The organism is Saltatorellus ferox, from assembly GCA_007751475.1.
Lineage (GTDB): Bacteria > Planctomycetota > UBA1135 > UBA1135.
On the sequence record CP036434.1, the window covers coordinates 4,551,748 to 4,575,453 of the forward strand.

21 protein-coding genes are annotated in these 23,706 nt (G+C 65.7%); 9 read left to right on the forward strand and 12 right to left on the reverse strand.

Going from position 1 to position 23,706, the window contains the following annotated elements; genetic code table 11:
• Nucleotides 1-11: 11 nt before the first annotated feature.
• Nucleotides 12-1,877, reverse strand: coding sequence for a hypothetical protein (locus Poly30_RS16265; RefSeq protein ID WP_145199314.1), 1,866 nt, complete (start codon nucleotides 1,875-1,877; stop codon nucleotides 12-14).
• A 232-nt stretch (nucleotides 1,878-2,109) separates the two neighbouring features.
• Here Poly30_RS16265 and Poly30_RS16270 point away from each other — a divergent pair, with 232 nt between their 5' ends.
• On the forward strand, nucleotides 2,110-3,318 hold the full coding sequence (locus Poly30_RS16270) for a cystathionine gamma-synthase (protein WP_145199317.1): 1,209 nt from the start codon (nucleotides 2,110-2,112) through the stop codon (nucleotides 3,316-3,318).
• 82 nt (nucleotides 3,319-3,400) lie between these two features.
• Here Poly30_RS16270 and Poly30_RS16275 read toward each other — a convergent pair whose 3' ends face one another.
• The 5 genes from Poly30_RS16275 to trpS form a co-directional block, all read right to left on the reverse strand.
• Nucleotides 3,401-4,084 (reverse strand): HU family DNA-binding protein, encoded by a 684-nt coding sequence (locus tag Poly30_RS16275; protein ID WP_145199320.1) that lies wholly within the window; start codon nucleotides 4,082-4,084, stop codon nucleotides 3,401-3,403.
• Nucleotides 4,085-4,228: 144 nt separating this feature from the next.
• Entirely contained in the window at nucleotides 4,229-4,708 is a 480-nt protein-coding gene (gene dtd, locus Poly30_RS16280) for a D-aminoacyl-tRNA deacylase (protein WP_145199324.1), read from the reverse strand.
• Nucleotides 4,705-5,499, reverse strand: a complete 795-nt coding sequence (locus Poly30_RS16285; RefSeq protein WP_145199327.1) for a hypothetical protein — start codon at nucleotides 5,497-5,499, stop codon at nucleotides 4,705-4,707. Before Poly30_RS16285 ends, dtd begins: the two co-directional genes overlap by 4 nt.
• A 331-nt stretch (nucleotides 5,500-5,830) precedes the next feature.
• A complete protein-coding gene (locus tag Poly30_RS16290; protein ID WP_145199330.1) occupies nucleotides 5,831-6,574 on the reverse strand; it encodes a hypothetical protein in 744 nt (247 codons plus the stop codon).
• A 92-nt stretch (nucleotides 6,575-6,666) separates the two neighbouring features.
• On the reverse strand, nucleotides 6,667-7,662 hold the full coding sequence (gene trpS / locus Poly30_RS16295) for a tryptophan--tRNA ligase (protein ID WP_145199333.1): 996 nt from the start codon (nucleotides 7,660-7,662) through the stop codon (nucleotides 6,667-6,669).
• A 326-nt stretch (nucleotides 7,663-7,988) separates the two neighbouring features.
• On the opposite strand from trpS, the gene Poly30_RS16300 reads away from it, so the two are divergent.
• The 5 genes from Poly30_RS16300 (at nucleotide 7,989) to Poly30_RS16320 (ending at nucleotide 14,632) form a co-directional block, all read left to right on the forward strand.
• The gene (locus Poly30_RS16300) at nucleotides 7,989-9,524 is read left to right on the forward strand and encodes a hypothetical protein (RefSeq protein WP_145199336.1); all 1,536 of its coding nucleotides are present in this window, start codon (nucleotides 7,989-7,991) and stop codon (nucleotides 9,522-9,524) included.
• 45 nt (nucleotides 9,525-9,569) lie between these two features.
• Nucleotides 9,570-10,475 carry an MlaE family ABC transporter permease gene (locus tag Poly30_RS16305; protein WP_145199339.1) on the forward strand — a complete coding sequence of 302 codons (906 nt, stop codon included), beginning with the start codon at nucleotides 9,570-9,572 and terminating at the stop codon, nucleotides 10,473-10,475.
• On the forward strand, nucleotides 10,472-11,239 hold the full coding sequence (locus tag Poly30_RS16310; RefSeq protein WP_145199341.1) for an ABC transporter ATP-binding protein: 768 nt from the start codon (nucleotides 10,472-10,474) through the stop codon (nucleotides 11,237-11,239). The genes Poly30_RS16305 and Poly30_RS16310 overlap by 4 nt, the downstream gene beginning before the upstream one ends.
• A 36-nt stretch (nucleotides 11,240-11,275) precedes the next feature.
• Complete coding sequence (locus tag Poly30_RS16315) at nucleotides 11,276-12,460, forward strand: MlaD family protein (RefSeq protein WP_145199344.1); 1,185 nt, start codon at nucleotides 11,276-11,278, stop codon at nucleotides 12,458-12,460.
• A gap of 597 nt (nucleotides 12,461-13,057) precedes the next feature.
• Nucleotides 13,058-14,632 (forward strand): hypothetical protein, encoded by a 1,575-nt coding sequence (locus tag Poly30_RS16320; protein WP_145199347.1) that lies wholly within the window; start codon nucleotides 13,058-13,060, stop codon nucleotides 14,630-14,632.
• Between the two features lie 185 nt (nucleotides 14,633-14,817).
• Here Poly30_RS16320 and Poly30_RS16325 read toward each other — a convergent pair whose 3' ends face one another.
• The 6 genes from Poly30_RS16325 to Poly30_RS16350 form a co-directional block, all read right to left on the reverse strand.
• On the reverse strand, nucleotides 14,818-15,393 hold the full coding sequence (locus Poly30_RS16325) for a transposase zinc-binding domain-containing protein (protein ID WP_419191372.1): 576 nt from the start codon (nucleotides 15,391-15,393) through the stop codon (nucleotides 14,818-14,820).
• A 25-nt stretch (nucleotides 15,394-15,418) separates the two neighbouring features.
• On the reverse strand, nucleotides 15,419-17,236 hold the full coding sequence (locus tag Poly30_RS16330) for a hypothetical protein (protein ID WP_145199353.1): 1,818 nt from the start codon (nucleotides 17,234-17,236) through the stop codon (nucleotides 15,419-15,421).
• 1,420 nt (nucleotides 17,237-18,656) lie between these two features.
• Entirely contained in the window at nucleotides 18,657-19,190 is a 534-nt protein-coding gene (locus tag Poly30_RS16340) for a hypothetical protein (RefSeq protein WP_145199360.1), read from the reverse strand.
• 28 nt (nucleotides 19,191-19,218) lie between these two features.
• Complete coding sequence (locus Poly30_RS28565) at nucleotides 19,219-19,362, reverse strand: hypothetical protein (RefSeq protein ID WP_419190259.1); 144 nt, start codon at nucleotides 19,360-19,362, stop codon at nucleotides 19,219-19,221.
• Between the two features lie 52 nt (nucleotides 19,363-19,414).
• A complete protein-coding gene (locus Poly30_RS16345; protein WP_145199363.1) occupies nucleotides 19,415-20,596 on the reverse strand; it encodes an IS256 family transposase in 1,182 nt (393 codons plus the stop codon).
• 149 nt (nucleotides 20,597-20,745) lie between these two features.
• On the reverse strand, nucleotides 20,746-21,453 hold the full coding sequence (locus tag Poly30_RS16350; protein WP_145199366.1) for a transposase: 708 nt from the start codon (nucleotides 21,451-21,453) through the stop codon (nucleotides 20,746-20,748).
• Nucleotides 21,454-21,914: 461 nt separating this feature from the next.
• Between Poly30_RS16350 and Poly30_RS16355 the strand changes: the two genes are divergently transcribed.
• The 3 genes from Poly30_RS16355 to Poly30_RS16360 all read left to right on the forward strand — a co-directional run bounded on the left by Poly30_RS16355 (nucleotide 21,915) and on the right by Poly30_RS16360 (nucleotide 23,657).
• Complete coding sequence (locus tag Poly30_RS16355; protein ID WP_419190260.1) at nucleotides 21,915-22,184, forward strand: Cif family virulence factor; 270 nt, start codon at nucleotides 21,915-21,917, stop codon at nucleotides 22,182-22,184.
• A gap of 11 nt (nucleotides 22,185-22,195) precedes the next feature.
• Nucleotides 22,196-22,282, forward strand: coding sequence for a hypothetical protein (locus Poly30_RS28570; protein WP_419191373.1), 87 nt, complete (start codon nucleotides 22,196-22,198; stop codon nucleotides 22,280-22,282).
• A gap of 100 nt (nucleotides 22,283-22,382) precedes the next feature.
• Nucleotides 22,383-23,657, forward strand: coding sequence for a right-handed parallel beta-helix repeat-containing protein (locus tag Poly30_RS16360; protein ID WP_145199371.1), 1,275 nt, complete (start codon nucleotides 22,383-22,385; stop codon nucleotides 23,655-23,657).
• Nucleotides 23,658-23,706: the final 49 nt, after the last annotated feature.

The window sequence follows — 23,706 nt, forward strand, 5'->3', positions numbered from 1 at the left end:
GTCCGCACCGACTATTCGTCGACCTCGACGTGCATCAGCTCCAGCGTCACCGGCCATGGACCCTCGTTCGACCTCTCGATGAGCACGGACCCGAGCGTCTTCCATTCGGTGGCCGAGGACGCTCGCAGGGGGGCGTACCACGCCTCCGGAATCCAGGCGCGGCCGGCGCGTCCTACGAGGTCCCCTTCGGCCGGGACCACGACATGATCGAACTGGCGCGCGTACTCGAGGAGTTCTTCCTGCGTGAAGTCCACGCGAACGTTCGACGGTAGAAGCACGATGTCCATGGGCCCCTCGGCGTACTCCAGGAAGCGCTCCTTCGATCCCCCACGCTCCAGGAGACTGAGATGCAGGTCCGCGGGCGAGATCTCCGCGGACTGCCCGAGCCAGCCGACCGAATCGACCGGGCCCACGCCGTCTGCGATGAGATCCATGATCTCGTCGTGGACACCCCGCGGGAGTCCGTTGGAGGCGGGAGGTCCGAAGAGACTGATCGTCTTCCCGACGTAGAACTCCTGGATCCCGCGGAGCGTCGAACCTTCTTCGGCGACAGGAAGTCCGATCAGGGGAGTGGTCTTGAAAGCGGGGATCGCGGCGGAGGCCACGAAGAGAGGCAGCGCGACCGCCGTGAAGACCCGTGGGGCTCGCCTGAGTGCCAGCGCGGCGCCGGCGCCCCCGAGGACCCACAGGACCAGTGCCGCGGGCAGAAGGAAACGGTCGAGCAGGAACTCGTGCGTGGCCACGGGAACGACGAAAGCGACGAGCGCGATGCCCAGCGTCAGGCTCGTTCGCGTGCGGTGCAGGACGAGGAAGGCGGCTGCGGAGAGACAGAGTGCCACGTAGAGGATCGGATGCGCGGCGATCCCGGCGATCCAGAACAGGCGCCGGAACCACGGCTGCATCGGCTCCATCTCCGTGTTGCCCGTGACGAATTCCATGAAGTCGCCGCGGTGCTCGGCCGCCACCTCCGCGCCGAGCGGCAGAGGAAGCAGGAACCACCAGACGAGCCCGATGGCCAGGGGGACGCCCGTGCGCGCCAGCGAGACGATCTCAGCGCGACGATCCCTGGAGACGACGAGGTCCACCAGGGCGTCCAGGAAAAGCGCGAGGCCCAGGAGCAGCGCGTAGTTGAACTTCGTGAAGAAGGTCGCCGCGATCAAGAGACCGGTGAGAAGATCGATTCTCGCGCGCGCCCCGGCCTGAGGAGCACCCGTCCCGAGAGCCCGGTATCTGCGTGAGATCCAGGCGGTCAGCGAAAGCGCCATCATCACCAGCGTGGGCACTTCCAGGAAGAGCGTCGGAGCATAGCGACGCGCGAGCGGGCCGGAGATCGCGGCCAGGCCCACCAGCAGGACGGTATCGACCCTGGGCCCGCGATCGGTCCCCTTGCGCACCGCCTGAAGGCCGAGCCGCATCGAGAGGAGCACGAGCAGGAAATAGAAGACGTAGCCGAGGCTCCGCGCCGTCGCCTGGCCGATCCCCAGGACGCCCTGCCACAGCGAAAGGAACACCGGATACACGAACGGATAGCGGTCACATTCGTGAAGGACCTCCATCACCTCGAACCAGCTACCGTTTCGGGCGTGCAGCAGCATCTGCACGGCAGGTAGTTCGGCGTGCATGGTCTCGTCCCAGCCCCACGCCGCCGGCGCTCCGACCCGACCGGCTGCGCCAGGCCCCGACTCAGGAAAGACGAACACCACGCCCAGCCAGAGGAAGGTCAAGGCGAAGGCGGTCCGCCAGAGGAGCCTCAGCCAGCCTGGACCCGATGAGCCGACGCCGGGTCCCGTGGATTTCGACTCGCCCGGTGAAGAAACCTCGCCGGACGATGCCGCGGCGGCGTCGGACGGAGGGCGGTGATCTGGCAGGGCGGACATGATTCAGGGGGCGCGTCGCTGAATCTTACCCTCACAGGAATCCTCGCCGGCCTGGTGGGTCCACGAATCGACGGTCCCGAGAGGCCCGTCACTTCGGGGAGTTTCCCGGGGTCTGTCCCGTTACACTGCCGCGCCCGTTCCCAGGTGGCCCAGCGGGCCGCCTGTCCGCCCCCGCCCGAACGGCCCCTCTCCCCCCACCGTCGAGAGGGCCGAGGCACCACCCAGAGAGCCCATGTCTCAGCCCCACTCCCTCCCGAAAGACGCCCGATTCGAAACCCGTGCCATCCACGCCGGCCAGGGACCAGATCCGCGCAACGGCGCCGTCATGACGCCCGTGTACCTCACGAGCACCTACGCCCAGGACGCCCCGACCGTCACGCGAGGCGGGTACGAGTACTCCCGGACCTCCAACCCGACGCGGACCGCCCTGGAGGAGAACCTCGCGTCCCTGGAGAACGGCGAGTGGGGCCTCTGCTTCGCCTCCGGCCTCGCGGCCACCAACGCCGTCATGGACCGCCTCGTCCCCGGCGACCACGTCGTCGCGGGCAACGACCTGTACGGCGGCACCTACCGCATCTTCACCAAGGTGTTCCAGCGCTACGGCATCGAGTTCACCTTCGTGGACACGACCGAGGCGGACAACATCAAGGCAGCGATGCGTCCGGACACCAAGTACGTCTACATCGAGACGCCGTCGAACCCTCTCCTGAACCTGACGGATATCGCCAAGGCCGCGGAGATCACCAAGAACGCGGGAACGGCGAAGCTCGTCGTCGACAACACGTTCGCCACGCCGTACCTCCAGCAGCCGCTGGACCTCGGCGCCGACATCGTCCTCCACTCGCTCTCCAAGTACCTCGGCGGCCACTCCGACCTCATCGGCGGTGCGCTCGTGGGTCGCGACGAGAAGCTGCGCGAGGAACTCGCCTTCTACCAGAACTCGGTCGGAGGCTGCCTCGCTCCCCTCGATGCCTTCCTCGTGCTTCGCGGCACGAAGACGCTCGGCGTCCGCATGGACCGCCATTGCGCGAACGCGACCAAGGTCGCCGAGTTTCTGGCGGAGTCCGACCTCGTGGATCGCGTGATCTACCCGGGCCTTCCGAACCACCCGCAGCTCCGCATCGCCCAGGCCCAGATGGCAAAGCCAGGTGGCATGCTCTCGTTCGAACTCAAGGGCGGGGTCGAGGCGGCGAACGCGTTCGCCTCGGCGACGAAGATCTTCACGCTCGCGGAGTCGCTGGGCGGAGTCGAGTCGCTGGTCGAGGTGCCGCCGAGCATGACCCATGCGTCCATTCCGGCCGAAGTGCGACGCGCTGCAGGGCTGGCCGACGGTCTCGTCCGGCTTTCGGTGGGACTGGAGCACATGGACGACCTCGTCGCGGACGTCGAGCAGGCTCTCGAGGTCGCCGCCAGGACGGCTGGCGTGACCTCCAACTTGTAGCGACCCCGGCGTTTCCCCCCGTCCCCGGTGATGGATCGCCCATCCCAGGAACGGAATCGACGCGCAGAACGGAAACGACGCGTCAGAAAGGGGATCCCGGCTTCGACGGCGGCGGCGTCGGCGGCTGGGGTTTTCTTTCTTCGATTTCGGTCGAGTCATCCACGAGCTTCGTGCTGTGAGGCTGGCCCTTACGTGGCCCGGCGGATGACCCGGCGGATGACCCGGCAGATGACCCAGCAGATGACCCAGCGGCCGAGGAATGGCCACCCGTGGAGTTTCCGGCGCGTCCCTCTCGCTCTCGGTCCTTCGAATTCGAGGGGCTCCTCCCCTGGGCTGACTGCCCGACAGCCCCGGCGCCGTTGGCCCCGGAAGTCATCGAACCCGAAGCACCGTAGGGCGCACGCGGACTCGAAGCACCGAGTACCGCGCCATCTCGTCCGTGGCCGTCCCCTTCCGGCGATTCTAGCTCGTCGCAAACGCGCTGACGCATCACGCGCCCGACCTTGAACTTGACGACCCGCTTGGCGGGAACCGGGACCTTCTCGAGCGTCCTCGGGTTCTGCGCCACGCGCGCTGCGCGCTCGCGAACCTCGAACACGCCGAAATCGCGGAACTCGAGGCGATTGCCCTCGGACAGTTCGTCGATCACGGAGTCCAGGAACCGCTGCAGTACATCGCGGACGACCACCTTGGTCTGGCCTGTCTCTTCGGCGATCCGGTTCACCAGCTCGCGCTTGGTGACAGTTCGAAGGTCATGGTCAGGCATGGAGGATCGGCTTGGAGGATTCCAGGTGGATGCATTGCCCGCGCGCAATGAACCGTGCCCGAAGCAGCGCACGAATCGGTGGTACCGTGCGCAGCCTGGACCGTGTAGATGCTGGCACTCCGCGAGCGATCCGTCAACCCGGGTTCACCTGTCGATTCTGTTCGACGCGCTGGAACGGTCGAGAACGAACGTAGCGGGGCCATGATTGACGAGGGAGACCTCCATGAGCGCCCCGAATTTTCCGCGTTCGACCCGTAGCCCGAGCGCGTCCAGCCGCGCACAAAACTCTTCGTAGAGTGGCTCGGCATCGCCGGGGGATGCAGCTCGATCGAAAGACGGACGCCGCCCCTTGCGACCATCGGCAGCGAGGGTGAACTGACTGACGACCAGAACCCCTGGTGCCAGACCCCGCTCTGCGAGATCGAGCAGCGAGAGGTTCATCTTCCCCTCATCGTCCTCGAAGAATCGAAGCTCTGCGGCCTTGCTGGCCATCCAGGCGACCTCATCGCTCGTATCATCGCTCATCACACCCAACAAGATGAGAGCTCCGAGGCCAATCTCACCGACCACCTCACCATCGACGGAGACGGACGCGCGGCTCACGCGCTGGATCACGGCCTTCATGGGCGCTGCCCCTCCGCGGTGGCGGCGGCATCGAGAGCCTTTCTTTCGACGCGTTCCAGTCGCACCCGCGCCCGGAGGCTACGCACGAGGTCAGCGATGTTCGTCGAGCCGCTCCCGAGGTCCGCGACGGCGCGCCAGCGCGCCTCGGCTGCCTCGGGGTCACCCAGAAAGAGCTCGTGAAGAAGCGCTTCCTGCATGAGCGGCAGTGCGGCCTCGCGCTCGGCGCCCTGACCTCTAAGCGCCGCTTCCAGAGCCCCCAGCTCGTTCCCTGCCTCCTGACGCGCCACCGCCAGGAGCGTGAGCCGCCGAGCGCGACCCGTTTCTTCGCCTTCCAGGTCCTCCAGAAGCCGCTCGGCGCGTCCATCTTCCCCGGCCAGCAAGAAGAGAAGCGCGAGGTCGAGGCGGGCCTCGATGGCGTCGCGCACGGAAACGCGCGGATCGTCCTCGGTGAGCTCGATCCACCGCAAAAGGTTCTTGGCCGCCCCGTCGCGAGAGCCTTCTTCGGCCTGCATCCACGCCTCCAGTCGGCGGGCTCGCAGGTGACCCGGGTCCAGCTGGAGGGCGCGCTCGAGCGCATCGCCCGCCTGTCCCCACCTGTCGGCACGGGAACGGTCCATCAAGAGCACGTGACTGCGCCCGTAGTGGGCCCAGGCGCAGGTCGGATCGAGTTCGAGCGCCTTTCCGAGAAGCGTCTCCGCGGCGATCACGTCGGTCTCGGCGCGCGCCGCCAGCACGAAGGAGATGACCGTTGACTCCGTATCGTTGCGCGCCGCATAGACCCGGCGCAGCACGTCCGGAGCCGTCGCATCGGCCAGCGAGACGGTTCCCGCGAAAAGATCCTGTCCATCGCCCAGGAGCTCGCCTTCGAGGTCCTGAACCCACGCTCCGATCTCCAGATTGTCCGGCTCGCTTGCGGCCAGCGCGCGGAGCGCCGCCAGCGCCTCGAGGCGCTCTCCGGAATCGTAGAGGGCTCGCGCCTCGGCGAAGCGATCACGCGATTCCGTAGAGAAGCGCGAATACGCGCTCGACCATCCGGGCCTCCACCGAACGGAAGAACCGCCGCAGCTCGACGCCCAGAGCGAGAGCGAAACGGCGGTTCCGATCGTGAGGGCGCGAAGGAAGCTATTGTGGACCCGCGGCAGCGTCAGGAGCTCTTTCCATGACAGGATCGATGGCCCCGAGAGCTTCGAGGGCCTCGAGAGCCATATCTGCTTCCGCCTCGACCGCGGCGGGCTCCCGTGCTTCCACCGACTCTGCTTCAGCAGACTCGGGAGCCTCCTGAGTCGCCTCGGTCGCTCCGGCAGGGATCGCGGGGGTGTCGTCGCCGATTTCACCCGTGCACTCTATCCGCTGGCCCTGGGCAATTCGCCCATTCGAATCGCGCCAAAGAGCATCACCGCTGGCGATCACGCGGACGGGCGAGTCATCGATCCGCTCCAGGATCGTGACGCGGTCGAACGCGGCAAGCGTCCAACCGTCGACCTGGACCCGGATCTCGGGCACGTCGGTGCCGAGACGACGAATCACCTGCATCAGGCCGTCCGGCGTGGTCTCCACCGATCGGTCGTAGAATGCGTCGTCCGAACTTGCCACCACGTGCTCCAAGAGCCCCGCGGGGCCTTCGATCCGGAACGTGTTCGCCAGCATCACGGCCGTCCCCTGGAAGGAGCCGGTCCACGGCGCTGGCGCCCACGGCTTGACCGGAGCGACCGGCTCCGGGGCCTCGCCCTCGGTCATCGCGGTCTCGGTCGAGGCATCGCCGGGTGAGATGGGAGCCTGGGCCCGGGTGGTGCCCGAGCCGGTCGAGCCACAGGCGGTAAGGGCCAGGGAAGCGGCGATCGCCGCGAATGCAAATCGGTTGGACATGGTCGGGGGCGCTGGGTAGGTAGAGCTCGAACCGTCGAGCCTCCGCCCGGCCTATCGACCGGACGGGCCAGAACCTTTCGAAGAACGTGGCACTAACGGAGCCCGCAGGCCATCCGAGCGCGATCGAGGACCTTCACGGCCCGCTCGCGGGCCTTCTCAGCGCCCTTCAGGAGCATCCTGTCGAGTTCAGCGGGATCGCCCATGAGCTCCTCGTACTTCGCCCGTGGTGCCGCGAAGTGCTCGTCCATCGCCTCGGCGAGGCGAACCTTCAGGTGCCCGTACCCGGGAGCGGACTCGCCGCCGGCCAGGATCCGCGCTCTCCAGTCCTGAAGCTCCTCGTCCCCCAGGAACAGCTTGAGAAAGTCGACCAGCACCAGTTCGTCGGGATTCTTGGGCTCCGACGGCTCGCGGCTGTCGGTCGAGATGCGACCGATAGCCTTCTTCAGAGGCTTTCCGCTCTCGAAGAGCCAGACGTCGTTGCCATAGGACTTCGACATCTTCTGGCCATCGAGCCCCGGCACCTTGGCCATGTCGTCCCGGACGGGCAGGCGGGCCTCCGGACGCACGAAAACCTCGCCGAAACGGGTGTTGAAGTGCGTCGCCATGTCCTGGGTCATCTCGACGTGCTGCACCTGGTCCTTCCCGACGGGCACCACCGTAGAGTCGTAGGCGAGGATGTCCGCCGCCATCAGCACGGGGTAGGTGAAGAGGCCCACGGAGGGCTTGATACCGTTCGCGATCTTGTCCTTGTAGGAATGCGCACGCTCCAGGAGCCCCATACCCGTGCAGGTGGCGAGAAGCCAGCTGATCTCGGTCACCTCAGGCACGTCCGACTGCCGGAAAAAGCTGGCCCTCGCGGGATCCATGCCCAGGGCGAAGTAGGTGGCCGCGATGTCTCGGACGTTCGTACGCAGGGACGCGGCGTCCCTGATCGTGGTGAGCGCGTGATAATCGGCGATGAAGAAGAAGTGATCCCCGGGTTCGTTCAGCGAATCGACGTGCTGGCGGATCGCACCGAAGTAATTGCCCAGGTGCGGCCGGCCACTTGGCTGAATCCCGGAGAGAAAGGTCGGACGGGGGGTACTCATGCGGCCCACCATGCCCGAGCGTTCGGGCCCGTCAAGCTCCCCGGTGACCTAATGTGCAGGGATTCCCCGGAAATGCCGAAGGAAAGCGAACGAACGATGTGGCGCCAACTTCGCAACGCTCATTGATTCCGGTCACCCGGAAAGCGACGATCCGTAGTGGAGCCAAGGCACCAACGCAATCCCCTGGCAGCCTGACCTCACCCGTGCGCGCCCATCCCTCTCCCCCGTTCGCCCCTGTGGCGCTGCACCTCCGTAGGCGCGTTGTGCCCGGTAGGGAGAGCCCGTGCCCGCGTTTCCAACTCGGCCGAGTCCTCCTCGTCCTCGCCATGGCGCTCCTTGGAGGCGCCTTCGCGGGCTGCGCTGGCCCGAACTCCGAGCGGGTCCTGTCCCCACTTTTCTCTTCTCACTCGGCGGCCGGCGGCATTCCCGAAATCGAGGCCCTCGGCGGCGCCTACCTCTCCCGCCGTAATCCGAGCACCGGCCAACGGGACTACTGGGCGATCCGGCCGCTCCTCTCCAACCGCTTCGACGAGAAGGGCGACCGTTTCACGTGGTTCCTCCCGCCCCTCGGCTTCATCGACGAGGACTCCGAGCGCGGCACCCGCGTGGCCCAGTTCGTGCCCCTGGCGCGCTACGCCACGCTACGGGAAGAGAGCGGATTCAAGACCTGGTCTCTGCTCGTGATCCCCGGCCTGTACTGGTCCGCCCACGAGGACGGCCGCGTCCAGCGCGCGTTCTTTCCCTTCTTCGGCGTCGTCGAGAAGTTCCTCAGCCTGGACCGCGGTACCTTCGCGCTGTTCCCGCTCTGGCTCCGGGTCGAGCGCTACGGTCGGACGACGGATCACTTCCTGTTCCCGATCTTCTCGTATTCACGCGGCGCGGGCGGAAAGGCGTTCCGCATCTGGCCTTTCTTTGGCCTGAACCGCTGGGAAGGCCGCTACAGCCGCTGGTTCTTCGCGTGGCCGTTCTTCCACTGGCAGCGCAACGGTCTCCAGTACGCCGAAGACCAGCATCAAACGTCCTGGTTCCTCTGGCCACTCATCGGTCGAGCGGTTCGCGGACCAGCCTCCCAGACGACGGTCCTGTGGCCGTTCTTCGGCTACACCACCGACCCGGAGACAGGTTTCTGGGCCTGGGACGGCCCATTCCCCCTCGTACGCTTCCAGGGCGGCGATCCGGACCGCCCGGTGAGGAAGCGCGTCTGGCCCTTCTTCTCGTACTACAAGGGCGACGGCCTGACGTCGCGCTGGTTCGCGTGGCCGCTCATCAACCGGCGCCACGAGGAATACGCGGACGGCACGAAGGAGGCGACCAACGTGTTTCCGGTCTGGCGTAGCTCCACGCGAACCCGCGACAGGGACGCGCTCCCGCGGGAAGGTGAGGAGTTCGGCCGCCCGGCGGGCACCGAGCGCTTCCGCAAGGTTTGGCCCCTTGGAAAGGTGCGAACGATCCATGGTCCCGAGGCCGGCAGCCCCGGGGAAAAGGGCGGTGAACGACTCGAGCGCGACCTGACCGTCATCGACCTGAACCCCTTCCAGGAGCTCCGCTTCATGGACGAGAACTACGCCTGGCTCTGGGAGCTCTACACCAGGAAGGAGCGTGGCGACGAGCTGCGCAGCCGATCCTGGCTCGGCCTCTGGCGCCACGAGAAGGACCGCGACGAGGACCGACGCTCGCTCTCGGCGCTCTGGTCCGCCCGCGACTACGATCGGGCTGGCCGCCGCGCCCATGAGCGCTCCTGGCTCTTCGGTCTCCTTCGTTATCGATCCATCGACGGCGGCGGCTTCACCTTCCTCCGCCCCGCGTTCCCCGGCCCCGGCTGGCCCATCGCCCGCACCCCTTCCTCGACGCCTGGCCGCTGATTTCCGGCCGTTGATTTACGGTCCCCATCTGTCGATCCTGCCCCCATGACCCCCGCAGTTCCATCGCTGGCCATCGCCAAGGCCCTCCAGGCTTCCCCGCCGGAGTGGGCCCCCGCGTGGCTACCGGACGCCCTGCCTCTGGCGTTCGTGGCGGGGGTCCTCTACGTGCTGTGGCAGCTCGAGCGCTTCCGCGAGGCGATCGGCAACGTCGGCTCACGGATCGATCTCGCCTGGTCGGCCCTCGTCCGGGTTCACCACCTCCCGAAGCGCCTGCGCTGGTTCTTCGAGCAGCTCTACCAGTCCGGCATCCAGAACCTGCACGTCGTGCTCCTGGTCGGCCTCTTCATGGGGATGATCGTCTCACTGCAGACGGGCATCGAGCTGGCGCGCTTCGGACAGGAGGGCCAGATTGGCACCATCGTCGCGGCGAGCATGACGCGCGAGATGGGTCCCTTCATCACGGCGATCGTTCTCGCGGCGACCACGGGCAGCGCGCTCGCCGCGGAGCTCGGCACCATGTCCGTCTCGGACGAACTCGCCGCGCTCGACGTGATGTCGGTCGACAAGGTCTCGTTCCTGGTGCTTCCGCGCATCGCGGCCCTGATGATCATCGGCCCCGTGCTCACGGTCCTCTGCGACACCATCGGAATCTTCGGCGGCGGCTTCGTCGCCACGAGTCAGCTCGGAGTCGGCTGGTCCCAGTACACGACCACGGCGATCTCTGCACTCCAGGAGCAGGGCGGAATCATCCCCGTGCCGATGGACGTGTACGCAGGACTGCTCAAGTCGATCGTCTTCGGCGCCATCATCGCGGTGATCTCCTGCGCGTCGGGCCTCGAGGCTCGCGGCGGCGCCCTCGGCGTCGGCCGCGCGACGAGCCGCGCCGTGCGGGACTCGATCATCGCCGTCATCGTGGCCAACTACTTCCTCACCTTCTTCCTGTACCGATGACGGATCTCAAGAGTTCCTCCGAAGACATCATCATTCGGTTCAAGGACGTCTACAAGTCGTTCGGTCGCCACGACATCCTGAAGGGCATCTCCTTCGAGGTGCCGCGCGGGCAGGTGCTCGGGCTCATGGGCGGCTCCGGCACCGGCAAGTCGGTGACGCTGCGCCACGTGATCGGGCTCCTGAAGCCCGACTCGGGACGCGTGGAGGTGGAAGGCCGGAACGTACCGGACCTCACCAAGCATGAGCTCGCCGACCTGCGCAAGCGCATGGGCTACGTCTTCCAGGAAGGCGCGCTCATCAACTGGCTCACGGTCGCGGAGAACCTCGCGCTGCCGCTCCAGGAGAACACCAAGCTCTCGAAGTCCGAGATCGACGATCTCATCGCGGAGAAGCTGAAGATGGTCCATATCCCTGACGCGGGTGAGAAGCTGCCGTCGGAGATCTCGGGCGGCATGAAGAAGCGCGTGGGCCTCGCCCGCGCGCTCATCACGGACCCCGACATCATCCTCTACGACGAGCCCAACGCCGGGCTCGACCCCCAGATCGCCCGCTCGATCAACGAGCTGATGCGGGAGATCGCCGACCAGCACCACGCGACCGCCCTCGTCGTCGAGCACCGGCTCGAATGCATCGAGACGGTCTGCGACGAGGTGGTGTTCCTCTACGGCGGCAAGGCCCTCGTCCACGAGAAGACGGCCGACTTCCTGCGCCCCACCCATCCCCAGCTCATCGAGTTCCTCGGGCCGGAAGCCCGCAACGCCTGAGGTCCTTGCCGCAGCGAGAGCTGCGCTCGAGAAACCATGACACCACGCCGCCACATCCTCCTCGGACTCCTGTTCCTCACGGCGATCGGAATCCTCTCTTACTTCACGCTGTTCAAGACGGACTTCACTCTGTTCGCGGAGCAGCAGACGCTCGTCGCCTACACCGAAGACGCTCGCGGCCTGCGCAAGGGCTCGCCCGTACTCTACGCGGGCGTGCGCTATGGCAAGGTCGATTCGGTCATCCCCAGCCTGGAGCGTCCGCGGTCCGAGCGCGTCCGGATCGACATCACGCTGGATGAGCCGATCACCCTGTACGGCGATCACAAGGTGACGATCGAGTCGGCCTCCGTGCTCGGCGGCGTCCAGCTCGGCATCGATCCCGGCACGAAGGAATCGGGTGTCATCGACGCCGACCGGAACCTGATGGCAAGCGCGGCGCCCGACGTTCTCGCGTCCCTCGGGGAACTCGTCGAGGAGAATCGCGAGCCACTGCGCAAGACGATCGCGGGCCTGGAGAACGTGGTCGACACGCTGCAAGGGCGCACCGGAACCTTCGGCAAGCTGCTCAACGACGAAGGTACGGCCAACAGCCTCACCAACGCCATCGACGCGATCACGTCGACCTTCGACAACCTGACGGCGCTGTCCGAGGAACTTCGCGGCGGTCAGGGCACGATCGGCAAGCTCATCTACGACACCAAGCTCTACGACGACATCTCGAACTTCGTCCGTGGCCTCGACGACTTCCTCGCCGAAGCCCGGGCGCTCTTCAAGGACGCGCGCGAGGGAAAGGGCATCCTGGCGGCCCTCGTTTACGACGAGGAGATCCCGAAGAGCTTCAAGAACACGCTGACGTCTATCGAGTCGGCGACGGCCAAGATCGATGCGGGCGAAGGCACCATCGCGCGTCTACTCAACGATGGTTCCATCGCGGACGAACTCCAGAACACGCTCAAGAGCTTCAGCAACCAGGAAGGCACCCTGGGCAAGCTGATATCGAGCGCCGAGATCTACGACAACGTCCGCGACTTCACGGCGGACCTCGCCGACGCGTCGGCAGCCATCCGCAACCAGAAGGGAACGATCGGCGAGCTGATCTACGACGACGAGATCGTCGACGAGCTGGGCAAGGCCATCCGCGTGATGATCGGCGGCCTGGAAGAGCAGCGCGAGGCCGCACCGATCGCCACGTTCCTCTCGACGGTGTTCCTGGGCTTCTGATCCAGGGTCTAGCCTGCATTATTCACGAGTTTGCTCCACCAGTGCGTTCAAACCGCGGTGTGGCAAGGAAGACGACCGAACGAAGCGGAGGCGGGCCCGTAGGCCCGTCGAGCATTCTGTGAGGGAGCCCGCGAAGCGGGCGGCAGCCAAAGGCTGCCGTCTGACGCCGCCACGGCGTGGTTTGAGCGTGCTGGTGGTGCAAACTCGTGAATAATGCAGGCTAGATGCCATTGGGGTTCGGCGCAACGCCGCGGGCGTGGATCCTGGCGGTGCTCGCGGAATCGCATTCTGTGGCGCAGACTCCTAGCCTGCATGATTCACGAGTTTGCTCCACCAGTGCGTTCAAACCGCGGCGTGGTAAGGAAGACGACCGAACGAAGCGGAGGCGGTGCGGTTCGGACGCCTTGCTACGAAACGAAACAGACTGAAACGAATACGACGAACGTCTGATTCGGGGCACTGGCACCGCGACATCGGTACCACGCCGACCTTCAACTTCACGTGAGGGTTGACCCTCACGTTCCAATGAGAGGTTCGGGGCATCGAGCGCTTCGCGCGCCCTCGCGCACCTGAGCGATCGCGGTTAGCGTTGGGGTCATGAAGAACTTCCCCATGACTTCGACGGTCGCGATCACCTGCATCGCCTCTTTATTCGTCTCGACGCCGGCGTTCGCCCAGGCCAGCTTCGGGCTCCTCGGTCCTTACTCTGCTGGCTCGACGAGCTACATCGTCCGCGACGTCTCCGCCGATGGCCGGATCGTGCTGGGTGATGTGCCGCTCGTCGGTCCCTTCACGTGGAACGCAGCGAGCGGATTCACCTTCCTACCCACGCCAGCTCCCGGCGAGTTCCCCGCCAGCACGCCGGGCGCGCAACTCCACGTTGGCCCACGGGAGCTCCGTCCGGACGCACGGAGCATGGTCGGCGTGGTCGTCTTCGAGGACGAGCGCCATCAGGGATACGTCTGGTCCCCCACGACGGGGTACCGAGCCCTCGCTGGCGTCGCCGGCTCGGGCGGCGAGGTCCGCTCGTTCGCCGCAGCGACCAACGCTGCCGGAACGCTCGTTGGCGGATGGATGCAGAACCCGAACTATCGTCAACCGCTCGTCTGGGACCTCTTCGTGTCGAGCGATGCCATCGCCATTCCACTTCTTCCCGGCCACCAGACGGGATTCGTCCAGGACGTTGCCGCTGAGGCCAGCATGGTCATCGGCACGAGCTACGCGAGTGTCGAAACGCTGCCCCATGCCTTCCGCTGGACGCCGAGTGGCGGCACCGTCGAACTCGCTGCCCCCGCGGGCTTCGAAGACGCTCGTGCGGAGTGCGTCAACCGCGATGGCAGCGTGACCTTCGGCACAGCGGATCCAATCGGAGGCGGACCCTCGGTCCTGGTTCGCTGGGATGCCCAGAATCGCAGCGAGCACATCGGTTCGCCACTGCCGGGCGACACGACCCTTCGCATCGTCGCGTCGAATGCGGAGGGGTCGGCGATGGTCGGGATCTCCGGGCGAGGCCTCTACTACACCGAGAGATCGTTCTACTGGTCGGAGTCGACCGGTGTCGTCGAGCTTTCCTCATTCCTGGAGTCGAGGGGCGCGACGATCGACGCGTCGCCTGCGCATCACGTGCTGGTGCGTGGTATGTCCGCGGACGGCAACACGATCGTCGGTACGTTGCAGAGCTACGGCGGGCCCGCCATCCCCGTCGGCTTCGTCTCGAAGCTGTCGCCGGTCGCGCCCGTACCGATCGGTACGGATCTCTGTGGACCCGGCGAGATGAACTCGATCGGTGCGCACGCAGAACTGACGGTCATCGGCAGCCCGGTGCTCGGTCATGACGACTTGGTGCTCGAGGCTTCAGGGCTGCCGGGCCGCTCCTTCGGTTCGTTCATCGCGAGCCCGACCCAGGGCCTGACGCCCGGCTTCGGCGGGGGTGTCGGAACGCTCTGCGTCGGGGCCAGTTTCGGAGTGGTGCAAGGATCCCTGGCCTCGGCCCCCGCGGGGATCTTCCACCGCACGTCGACGCGGCTCGAACTTCCGATGCTCTCGCTTTCGACGGGAGCCATGACGATCCTGCCCGGGGACACCTGGAACTTCCAGTTCTGGTACCGGGACAGCGCAGCCGTGGGGACGACCTCCAACCTCACATCGGCGCGGTCGATCACCTTCGAGTGATCGAAAGGGCCCTTTCGGCAACTCCTGCGGAACGTGCGCCCAATCCTCCGGAACCCGGTGGTCGCCACCGCTTCTCCGCAGGACAGGGCGCATCGACTCCCAGACGGTGCGCCTGAGTCTCCTCTGGGACATTCCCCTGAATGTCTCGCAGGGGGAGTACGCGATCGACTCGATGCAGTGGGTCCCTAGGAGTCTGCGCCACAGAATGCGATTCCGCGAGCACCGCCAGGATCCGCGCTCGCGGCGTTGCGCCAAACCCCAATGGCATCTAGGGGCAGACCGGGTTCGATCGGGTCGAGGGATTCGAAGTGAACACTTATTCCCAACGAAGATTCAGAACGCTGCGTTGAGTTCGCGGCGCCGATGTCGAGCCGGACCGGGGAAGAAGGAACGGGAGCTGCGGCTTCCGCTGGGTCACCCTCTGGGTCACCCTGCACTTGTTGCTGCTGACGATCCAGGGTCACTTGTCCGCGGCGTTCGTAGGAGGCAGAGACCGCGCGAATGTGAGCCCGCGTCACCTCTCGGCTGAGTTCCGCGTTCATCGCCATCGCCAGGCGTAGCCGTTGGGGGACCGTGAGTACCCACTGGCACACATCGACATCGGCGAAGACCCTGTCGACGAGGTGCGCGGCCGTCTGAGCCATCTGGCGCCCGCCGCAGGAGGAACAGAACGTTCGCCCCTTACAGGAGAACGGCACCATCGTGTCCGTTGCGCAGCGGGTTGGGTCGGGTTCGATATCGCCACGCGTAACGCGGAGAATCTCGCCATGCCAATCGGCCGCGCTGCTACTGGAACGTCACCGCTACGGCCGACGTGAAGTTGGACGTCACGCCCGGGTTCGCGTCCCGGTGCCAAGCCTGGAAGTAGCGCGTCTCGCCCGCCAGCACGCTTACGGTGGAGGAAGGTGCCGGGGTGGCGGCGAGGTCAAGGCGCAGCGTGGCGCGACCAGCGTTGCTGGCCGACATGATCTGGCCCGGCAGGACGTAGCGCCCGATGGCGCCGCCAGCGCAGAGCGTGCCCTGGCTGCCCCCCGGAAACATGGACTCCACCTCGCTCGTTCCCGTGAAGAAGAGCGTGGTCGAGCCGATCGGGAGGCGATCTGCCACGAGCGTCAGGTCATTGGGTTCGAGGCTAGCCGAGCCCAGCGCCAGGAGGCGACCGGTTTCACCGGTGCTGTTGGAGAACGGCTGCGCACAGATGGGCGTTCCGACCTGCCCCCCGAACGAGAACCTGGCCAACCTGGACTGCACCTCGAAGGTCTGCCCGCCCTGCGGGGGGACCGCCTGAGCCATGTAGATCCCGCCTCTGACATCCGAAGTGAACTCGCCGAACCACGAGGCCGCGAAGTGCGAGAACAGGGGGCCTGGTACTCGAGCTGGCTCGAGAGCCTGACCATCGGCCTCGAAGCCGTAGACGCTGAAGACGGGCTGCGAGCTCGGGATCAGATAGGTGTATACGCAGAACAGTGCTCGACCTCTGTCGTCGAGATCAAAGCGGTAGCGCCCGAGGCCTTCATTGCGCCTATAGGATTCGCTCCAGAGCGGCTGACCGTTCGGGTCGAGCCTTACCACCTGGTAGTCGTGCCCCTGGGCTGACGAATCGGCCTGGACGCTGAAGCACCGAACGCTTCCGCCCGCGTCCACCTCGATGTCGTACATTCGCGCTTCAGGCGCAACGGTCGCCAGATCGTACGACCATTGGAAAGCTCCCGTTCGGTCGAATGAGAACACCGTCCCCGTGGTGCCTGCGGCACCAGGACTCCTTCCGGCCAGTAAATAGGCGTGCCCTCGCTCATCGATCACGAAGTCCCGAAAGTGCCAAGGATGGACGTTCCAGAGGCCCTCGCGATCGAACCAGGCTGGCCACGCTGGCACGCATCCAGCCGCGAAGCGGCATGAAGTTCCACGGACCTCGCCCGTCGTGGAAATCCGCACCATCATGATCGGGAAGTCGCCACTGAATGGCGGTTGGGCGATAGGACCGGCCGCGAAGACGTTGCCAAGAGCGTCCACCTCGACAGTCTCGACGATGCCTTGGACCTCGGTCTGCCAGACCACGGAGCCATCGCGGCGAGTTCGCGTCACCTGGCTGCGAGCGATGTTGACCTGGCCCCAGGTCACAAGCCCGTCGTCCGGCAGTAGCTTGACCCAGCCCCCTGTCGAGAGGTCGCTCAAGCGCTGTCCATCGGCACTGAACCAGACTCGGCGGTACCCTTGGTCCATTCGGACATGGGCAAAGATCTCTCCGGATACGTTCTCGTGGATCGCTTCGAACCTATGGGCACCGAGCCCGAAGGCTGGATTGATCCCCGCCGAATTCACGTGTTCCCAGACGACTCCTCCGTTCTCGTCGAAGCGGGTCAGTACGAGCTGAACACTCGTCGGAGACGTACGACGGCTGGACCCAGTCACCACGCCACCGTCTTGAAGACTCCCCAGCGCCGTCACCCGCTGGTCGATCGCGCCGGCGCCGTCGGCCGGTAGCGCCCGGGACCAGACGAGGTCCGTCTGAGCGGCGGCTCCTGAAACGAGGCCGAATAGAGCGAGCCCGCCCGCGAGGCATGGGGCCAGGAGAGAGTGGATGGAATGGATGGTGTAGGTCATGGGGCGAGCTGGACAAAGCCTTGGGATAGGGCTGCGAGCGTGCTGGTCTCGGGAAATGAGGCAGCTGAAACCAACGTACCCCTCCGCTTCAAATCGCGTCACCTGGCTATCTGGCTTTTTCGATGGGCCGGTTCTTCCGGAGGGATTGGACAGGCTACCCGGGGTCTGGAGGGTCACCAGCAACAGGGACGGAGTCGGCTGGCCCCGGGTCGTTGCCTCCCCGGGGCTCCCACAGATATTGCCTGGATCTTCTTCGCTGTCGATCACGGCACGGGAGAGTGCCTTGGCATCCACGCTTCAACGATTGGCACCAAGTACGAGGCGTTGGAGCCCATCCGCCAAGCTGTCAAGTGCACCTTCGGAGATGTCGCCGAAGGCGTCGCTTTCGGCCTCTCCCTGCGCCACGACCACGGAAGTCAGTACATGAGCCGAGCCTTCCAGGAGGAGATCGGGCTCGTTGGGATCACGTCCAGCCCGGGCTTCGTCAGAGCCTCCGAGGGCAATGGCGTCGCCAAGCGCTTCGTTCGGACTCTCAAGGAGCAGCTGCTCTGGCTGCGATACTCCCGGACCGTTGAGGGAAGCCCACCGGGCGTTCGCCGAGAACTACAACCGATCCTGGCTCAGAGCGCGCCACGGATACCTCACGCCCGCTCAGGGGCGACAGAAGTTCGCTGCCTGAGCCTCACATCCACAACCTTCTCTCGTGTCCGAAAGACTCAGGCCGCTACAGGAGGGGCGACGGAGGCGGCTGAAGCCGAACGCTGGATCGCCGCATTCGAGTAGAGCCTCGAATTCCTGGATGACGTACTTCGGCAGGGAACGACCGCCGTGCTCGTCCTCGAACGCCGCGAGGAATCCGGGAAGGTGGGCCCGGACGAAATTCTGGAGCGGAGAGCGGCCCCCCGTGCCCCTGAAGATGTCCGGTGGATCGTCCATTCCAGAGGAACGGACCGAGCCAGCTCGAAGCGGGTTACGCGCAAGGCGCCATGGCCACGCCACGCCTCCGAGACGTTGCTCGAGCCGCTGACATCGCTCCGGCTAGAGCTGCAGATCCCGCGGCCGGGCGAAGTGCATCTCTGCGATGAGACCGTCGAGACCAGCGACAGCGCATCTTCCAGGTAGGCCATCGAATCGATCATCGCGAGCTTGCAGGTGCTCACGAGCGAGTCCAGCCGCCCTTAGCCCGAATAACTCATCAAACTGCGTCGCCAGCACGCCCAAACGGCGCCATGGCTGCGTCAGACGTCGGCCTGCGGCCTCCGCCCGCTTCGCGGGCTCCCGTCATGGATGCTCACCGGGCCTACGGGGAGTCACGCCACAGAATGCGATTCCGCGAGCACCGCCTGGATCCGCGCTCGCGGCGTTGCGCCAACCCCCCATGGCATCCAACCATGGCAGGGGCCTCTCCCGACGACCCGAACTACTGCACGGACATCCGCTCGGCTTCCAGGCGCAGGTTGCCAGCCTCGTCTCTCCGCAGCGTTCCGGCCACCACGACCTCGGTCAAGCGCTCGAGGTCCTTCTGGCCATGGAGTGACCAGTCCGCGGGCATCCCGTCCTCCAGGAACTCGACGTTGACCGTCCAGCGCTCCAGCTCGTCCGGATCCGCGCAGCAGAAGTCCCAAGGCGTGGAGCAGCCATCGTCCGCCATCTCGGTGCAGTCCTTGAGGCCATCATCGACCAGGCGGAACGTGGCCAACTCGCCGAAGTCCTGGAGGGTCCCACGCAGGACGACCTTCTCGCCGTCCTTTACGGACTCGCGGATGTCGCGGACCTCCTTCGCGTCGCCCAGAGGCGCGTCCGACCAGTACGCCGTCAGCGGCGCGACGACTTCCACGGTCGCGGACTCAGGCGCTGGCTCCTTCGCCGGAGCGCTCTCGCTTCCCCCGCAGGAGATGAGCGGCAGTGCGAGTGAAACGAGCAGGACCGAAGTGGCGCAGCGTGAATTCAGCATCACGGCATCATAGCCGATCGTCCGGAGATCAGTCCTCGGAGAGCGCCGCCGCGATCGGCAGCCGCGCCAACCGCCACGCCGCCGGCACCACCGCCGCGACCGCCAGCACCAGCGTCCCCCCGAAGCCCACGAGCACCGCCACCGGGTCCACGCGCAGTTCGAACGCGCTCATCGCCAGCCGCGATAGAGCAACACTTCTTCTGTAATTTCGTCCGCGAGGAAGATCAGGCTTGCTCCATGGTGAGGTATTGACCGCCGGCCTCCCAATCTTCGGAGACCTCCATCGCCAGGGCAGTGACGAGCCGCAACAGCGCGGCTTCGTTCGGGAAGAGGCCAGCGACTCGCGTTCGCCTCTTGATCTCTTTGCTGAGCCTCTCGACCGCGTTCGACGTCCGGAGGCGTCGACGATGGCTGGCGGGAGATTGGAAGACAGCGAGTCCCTCGTGGATGTTTTCTTCGATCCACGCGGCGACCCTGGGCTCCGAGTCCTGGTACTTGACCACGATCGTCTTGATGATCTGATCGGCGTCGGCCATCGTCGGCGCGTTGAAGATGGAGCGGAGGTCCTCCGCCACGTCCTTCTTCATGACGATCTTGGAGACGTAGGACTGCGCGTTGCGCTGCATGTGGCACTGGCATCGTTGCCAGGCAACGCCAGGGAAGACGGATGCGAGAGCGGCCTTGATGCCGGGGTGGTCGTCACTGGTGAAGAGGCGCACACCATGCAGTCCACGGAGGACGAGCGACTGCAGGAACTCCCGCCAGTGGACCTCAGCTTCGGAGGTGGCAACGCTGACGCCGACGATCGATCGCTTCCCGTCCTCTCGTACCGCCATGGCGACGAGAACAGCCGCCGTGACCACGGAGCCGCCGATTCTTACCTTCTTGTAGCGTGCATCGAGCACGAGGTAGGGACAGGCGCCGATGGGACGACTTCTCCACGAGGAGATCTCTTCGTCGAGGAGCTGAGTCGCGCGTGAGACTTGAGGAGACGTGATCTTGAGCCCGCAGAGCTCCTCGGTGACCCTCTGAACACGGCGTGTCGAGACGCCGCCAATGTACATCTCTGCGATCGCGAGCTTGAGAGCCCTCTCGCCACGTTCTCCTCGCTCGAGGGCGTTCGGATAGAAGCGCTCTCCGCCCTCGGCGGCTTCCCGAACCTGCGGGATGCGCAGCTCGAGCTCGCCGACACGAGACGCGACGCGCTTGGGCTTGAACCCGTTCGCATACCCGCGCCTGGACTCTGCGCGTTCGTACGGCGCGGCGTTCAGGTAGTCGGAACGTTCGATCAGCATGGCTTCGTTGAGCAAGATCTGGATCGCCTCAGCGAGACGGTCGAAACCGTGCTCAGTCAGGAGTTCCAGGACGAGGGAGATCTTGTTAGCGTCGGCTTCGTGGTGAGGCATCGTTGGTCGAGTGGGGTTGTGAATAACACCACGAAAACCAACGATGGCCTCCCACGCAACCGACACGTGACGAATCGGCCCCTCAGGGGTGAGGGCCGATCCCTCACGCGCCTTGCAGGTTCAGATGGTCAGTCGAGCCGAAGCCGAAATTACAGAACAAGTGATACACACCCCGGATGCGGCGCGAGCGCCGCCAGTCGAGCCATGAACTGATACGGCGTCATGACGAAGCCTTTGGTCCCATCACGCCAGGCCTTGCGTAGCAGCCACGAGACCATCCCATCGGGACGCACCTCGAAGCGTTCGAGACTGATGGCGGGCCTCGTCACATAGCGGCAGAGCTTCTCCAGCTGCGCCCGCTGCCCCTTCCGGATCAGCGTCGCCGCATGCAACGAGAACCCGTCAGCGTTCACCACCAGTGGAGGCGGCACGTACTGACTGCCCCAACCCGACGACTGGAACGCAAGGCCGAGATCAGGGTCGATGAGGCGCTTCAGCGGGCGGCCTGCGGCCTCGCCCAACGGAATCAGCGACTTCACCGATGCCGCTTTCAGGCCTGGGAAGAAGGAACCCTCACGCGCATCCCAGAAGTCGAGCAGCGGTGACTCATCTGCGCCCCCGTCCGCGTACTCCCAAGGGGGGTCGTCCCCTTTGCGTAGGGGCAGACCGAGTGCGATTGCGTCGAGGGAGTAGCGCTTCAGCACACGACGGATGCGCGCGATCGCGTCGCCGTGCACACGCTCGACCTCCGCCGACGTCAGAGGATCTGCGGGCAGAAAGACGGGAGACTCGAAAGCGCTGCGCGTGACGTACACACCGTCCAGGTAGAGGGAGTGGAAGTGAACATTTAATCCCAACTAAGATTCAAAACGCTGCGTCGAATTCACGGCGCCAACGTCGAGCCGGAGCAGAGCCCGGGTTCCGAATACCGATGCCGCCTCGGCAGGGGCGGCTGGACTTCGGGGAGTAGGGCGCAGCAAAGCAGCGCGCGGGCTATCGGGCTCGGTGAAATGAGATCAGCCAGCACTCTTGGGGAGGGTGCTGGCTGGAGGCCCTTGTGAAGCGAACCGATGGTGTCGGTCGCAGAGGCACAACCGGGGGTGGAGAGCTCAGCAAAGTGCCCGATGGGCACTCGGGCGCGACCGTGTGGCCGGTGGGGAAGGGTGGTGGCGCGCACTCGGGCCTCAGGCTACGGTGGGGCGCGTGTCGACACCCCGCTTGGACTTCCTATCCGTTACGCAGGTGGGATCGTCTGATCGGTTGCAAAATGATGGGTTCCGGTACGCCAACTCCTCGTGCAAGTGCTCAATCTCCAGCCATGAACAGCCAAGAAATGGGCCAGATCATGGTCGAACTGAATTGCTCCGGTGACCTGGAGAAGCTCCTGAACGAGCACTATGCCGAGGACGCGGTCTCCGTCGAGGTGATGGACATGGGGCGAGGACGTGAGGCTGTCGGGCTCGACGCCATTCGCGCCAGGCACACCTCGTGGGAGGAGACGATGATCATGCACTCCATGGAGGTTGACGGCCCCTTTCCCCACGGCGACGATCGGTTCGCACTGGTTTCGAGAGCGACGTCGAAGTGAAGGGTCTCGGTATGAGGAAGAAGGGCCGGGAAGTGGGTCTCTACGACATGAAGGACGGGAAGATCGTTCGCGAAGAGTTCTTCTACAGCATGGTCTGAGCAGGCATCTGCGCTGCACGTGTGCAAGGTTTCGTGAACGGAGTACACTGGCCTTCGCTCCTGTGCTCGCCGCTTCCCACGCCGACCTGGCACCACGCCGATGAAACTTGCCCTCGCCTCGTCCCTCGTCCTCCTCCTCTCCACGACCGCCTTCGCTGACGAACTCCTCGTCGTCTCTCCGAGTGGTCCTTACACCTCCATCTCAGAGGCGATGACCTTCGCGTCCGACGGGGACGTCATCCACGTCAAGGCGGGGGTCTACAAAGGGTTCCGTGTCACGGATCGGAGCGTCGCGATCCTCGCCGCGACGCCGGGCACCGTGGAGATCACGAGTACGATCCTGGTGTCGGAGATCTCGGGTCCGGTCGGCGTGACGCTGTACGGACTCTCCGTTCAGGGCCGACACGGGCCCGCGCTGGATCTCACCAGCTCCACGGGGCCCATCCGTGTGCTCCGCTGCTCGTTGCACGGGGATCGAGGCCCGATCCTTCTGCCCGACCCGCACATCGAGGAAGTCTTCGCGGGAGTCCGTGCCGTCTCGGTGGATGACCTGCGTCTTCAGGACTGTGACCTGCACGGTGCGCACGGGATGCCGGACGGTGCGCCGTACAGCGTCGATGGACTCTGGGGCGCGCCCGGTGCGACCTTGGTTCAATCTCGCGTGAGGCTCAACCAGTGCGTGGCCGAGGGCGGCTCCGGGTCAGATTTTACCACGCATCCGGGCGGCGCTGGCGCAGCCCTCACCGCGAGCCGGCTCGTAGCTGCCGGGAGCACGTTCCAAGGGGGGAACGGCGCTTTGCCGTTCGCGGGGCACTATTGCGGATCGCACAACCCGCGCGCGGGCGATGGCGGTGACGGGCTGAGCCTGCAAGAGGGCTCGGTCGTTCGGCTTCGTGACTCGCTCTTGTTGCCGGGGACGAGCGGTCCATGGTACGGATGGGGTGACGTCTGCTCGGAGCAGGCAGGGCAGGACGGCGTTCCCACGAACGATCCTGCGTCGGTCACGTTCCAGTCCGGTGTGGCGACGAGCGTCGTCTGGGAGCCGATGGCTCCATCCGAGAGCACGCTCCTTTTCGACGTTGAAGGCCGCCCTGGCGACGCGCTCTGGGTCCTCACCTCGCTCGCGGGGCAACGCCCGTGGTCGCCTGGAATCGAGGGCAGCGTTCTCGCGACAGGTCCGCATCTTCGGCCCCTTTCTCAGCCGCTGGGCGTCATCCCGTCAAGCGGCAGTGTCAGCATGCGAATGGAGCTGCCTTCGATCGCCCGCGACGAGTTCCTCTGGCTTCACGCGCAGATCGTGGTCGTCTCACCGACCGGGCAGCGCTCCAGTGGGCCGGCTGGCGCCATCGTCGTTCACGGGGTCGATCTTCCCTGAGTTCCGGCCCTCCAAGCTGCCCGCTTCCCGCACCCACCTTCCTCCACAT

Excerpts from the sequence above, each read along its gene's own strand:
- Poly30_RS16265 (WP_145199314.1), bottom strand. The coding sequence starts at position 1,877 with ATGTCCGCCCTGCCAGATCACCGCCCTCCGTCCGACGCCGCCGCGGCA.
- Poly30_RS16270 (WP_145199317.1), top strand. The coding sequence starts at position 2,110 with ATGTCTCAGCCCCACTCCCTCCCGAAAGACGCCCGATTCGAAACCCGT.
- Poly30_RS16275 (WP_145199320.1), bottom strand. The coding sequence starts at position 4,084 with ATGCCTGACCATGACCTTCGAACTGTCACCAAGCGCGAGCTGGTGAAC.
- dtd (WP_145199324.1), bottom strand. The coding sequence starts at position 4,708 with ATGAAGGCCGTGATCCAGCGCGTGAGCCGCGCGTCCGTCTCCGTCGAT.
- Poly30_RS16290 (WP_145199330.1), bottom strand. The coding sequence starts at position 6,574 with ATGTCCAACCGATTTGCATTCGCGGCGATCGCCGCTTCCCTGGCCCTT.
- trpS (WP_145199333.1), bottom strand. The coding sequence starts at position 7,662 with ATGAGTACCCCCCGTCCGACCTTTCTCTCCGGGATTCAGCCAAGTGGC.
- Poly30_RS16300 (WP_145199336.1), top strand. The coding sequence starts at position 7,989 with ATGGCGCTCCTTGGAGGCGCCTTCGCGGGCTGCGCTGGCCCGAACTCC.
- Poly30_RS16305 (WP_145199339.1), top strand. The coding sequence starts at position 9,570 with ATGACCCCCGCAGTTCCATCGCTGGCCATCGCCAAGGCCCTCCAGGCT.
- Poly30_RS16310 (WP_145199341.1), top strand. The coding sequence starts at position 10,472 with ATGACGGATCTCAAGAGTTCCTCCGAAGACATCATCATTCGGTTCAAG.
- Poly30_RS16315 (WP_145199344.1), top strand. The coding sequence starts at position 11,276 with ATGACACCACGCCGCCACATCCTCCTCGGACTCCTGTTCCTCACGGCG.
- Poly30_RS16320 (WP_145199347.1), top strand. The coding sequence starts at position 13,058 with ATGAAGAACTTCCCCATGACTTCGACGGTCGCGATCACCTGCATCGCC.
- Poly30_RS16330 (WP_145199353.1), bottom strand. The coding sequence starts at position 17,236 with ATGACCTACACCATCCATTCCATCCACTCTCTCCTGGCCCCATGCCTC.
- Poly30_RS16340 (WP_145199360.1), bottom strand. The coding sequence starts at position 19,190 with ATGCTGAATTCACGCTGCGCCACTTCGGTCCTGCTCGTTTCACTCGCA.
- Poly30_RS28565 (WP_419190259.1), bottom strand. The coding sequence starts at position 19,362 with ATGAGCGCGTTCGAACTGCGCGTGGACCCGGTGGCGGTGCTCGTGGGC.
- Poly30_RS16345 (WP_145199363.1), bottom strand. The coding sequence starts at position 20,596 with ATGCCTCACCACGAAGCCGACGCTAACAAGATCTCCCTCGTCCTGGAA.
- Poly30_RS16355 (WP_419190260.1), top strand. The coding sequence starts at position 21,915 with ATGAACAGCCAAGAAATGGGCCAGATCATGGTCGAACTGAATTGCTCC.
- Poly30_RS28570 (WP_419191373.1), top strand. The coding sequence starts at position 22,196 with ATGAGGAAGAAGGGCCGGGAAGTGGGTCTCTACGACATGAAGGACGGG.
- Poly30_RS16360 (WP_145199371.1), top strand. The coding sequence starts at position 22,383 with ATGAAACTTGCCCTCGCCTCGTCCCTCGTCCTCCTCCTCTCCACGACC.